Annotated in this window: 3 protein-coding genes; all 3 read right to left on the reverse strand. The window is 29.8% G+C overall.

Features of this window, described 5'->3' with window-relative positions; translation table 11 throughout:
• A partial coding sequence (ylqF, locus tag HMPREF9131_RS07395) for a ribosome biogenesis GTPase YlqF (RefSeq protein WP_009346243.1) occupies positions 1-761 on the reverse strand: 761 nt, incomplete at its 3' end.
• A 4-nt stretch (positions 762-765) separates the two neighbouring features.
• On the reverse strand, positions 766-1173 hold the full coding sequence (locus HMPREF9131_RS08895; protein ID WP_369744400.1) for an HAD family hydrolase: 408 nt from the start codon (positions 1171-1173) through the stop codon (positions 766-768).
• On the reverse strand, positions 1146-1506 hold a 361-nt coding region (locus HMPREF9131_RS08900), incomplete at its 5' end, for an HAD family hydrolase (RefSeq protein WP_255348615.1). The genes HMPREF9131_RS08900 and HMPREF9131_RS08895, both read right to left, overlap by 28 nt.

Here is a 1506-nt window from a genome sequence, read left to right on the forward strand (position 1 = left end):
TCATAATCTATCAAGGCGCCTCTTAGTAAAGCTCCTCTTTTTTTACCAATGTCCTCCATTATTTCAATAGGCTTTTTTTCTGTATCAACACCATATCTTGACTTTAAAATATTTTTATCAATACTATTTAATCTTTCAATTAATTTCAGCCCTAAAGTTTCTCTGTCCATAATTTCATCTTTAATGGCTCCTGTAAAAGCTAAATTAATTCCAACATTTTCCGGAAATTTATGCCATAAAACTCCAGGTGTATCTAAAAGATGAAGATTTTTATTTAGTCTAATCCATTGATTTGTTTTTGTTATGCCTGGTGTATTTCCTGTTTTTGCAGATTTTCTCCCACTTATGCCGTTAATAAAAGTTGACTTGCCTGAATTTGGGATTCCTACAACCATCGCCTTTAAAGCTCCGTGATTTATTCCCTTGTCCTTAAATTTTTTTATTTCTTCTGCCATAAGTTCCATAGAAGCTTTTATAACTGCGTTAACATTTGGCTTTGTGGCATTATATTTAAGAACGTTTATATCCTTACTTTTATAGTGAGAAATCCACTTACTGGTCATATTTTCATCGCAAAGGTCTGATTTATTAAAAATAATAAGTTTCTTTTTACCTTTTATTACTTCATTTAATAGAGGATTAGAGGAAGAAAAAGGAATTCTTGCATCAATAATTTCTATGCAAAAATCTGTTATGAGTTTTTTCCTTTCAATATCCTCTATTGTTTTTTTCATATGGCCTGGATACCAATTAATATTCATATAATCACCACAACACTTCTTTTAAAATTTCTATAGCTCCGTTATTATTGTTGTCTTTTTTGGAAATAAGTTTAGCTACATCTTTTACATCTGGTATTGCATTTATCATCGCAATTCCTAAACCGCAATTTTTAATGATATTTTTGTCGTTAGAATCATCTCCAATTGCTACAACATCTTTTAAATCAATATTTTTACTTTTGCAATAAAACTTAAGCCCCTCAAACTTATCTCCATTTTTTTGCAAAACTTCAAGCATATATTCGGCTCTTGTTTGCATAGCCATAAGATGAATATTAAATTTATCAGATATGTTGCTGTTAAAAACATCTCTCAATTTAAATAAATCTTCATTTTTTCCTGTAAAAACTATAGATAAAACATCTAAAGATACATCATCAATTGATTGAATGTAGCGGTTCTTTTGCTAAACCTACTTATATAGTCATCATCAATAAACCTTTTACCATCATCTTGATAAATTACATCAACATCCTTATTGCCACTAACATGTAAAAGGAGATTGCAAGACTTATCCTTATCTAAATTATAAACTTCCTTTAAATCTTCATGAGAAATGGGATTTACATACAAAGTTTTAGAATCCATTGAATTTCTAATTAAGTTCCCATTATTGCAGATTAAATCTATGTCTACATCACCAACAAATCTTTTTGCTGTCGTATATTCTCTACCAGTTGCCACAATAGGAATAATGCCCCTATCCCTGCAACCACTTACAAAA

This window comes from Peptoniphilus sp. oral taxon 836 str. F0141, from assembly GCF_000179335.1.
GTDB lineage: Bacteria > Bacillota > Clostridia > Tissierellales > Peptoniphilaceae > Peptoniphilus_A > Peptoniphilus_A lacrimalis.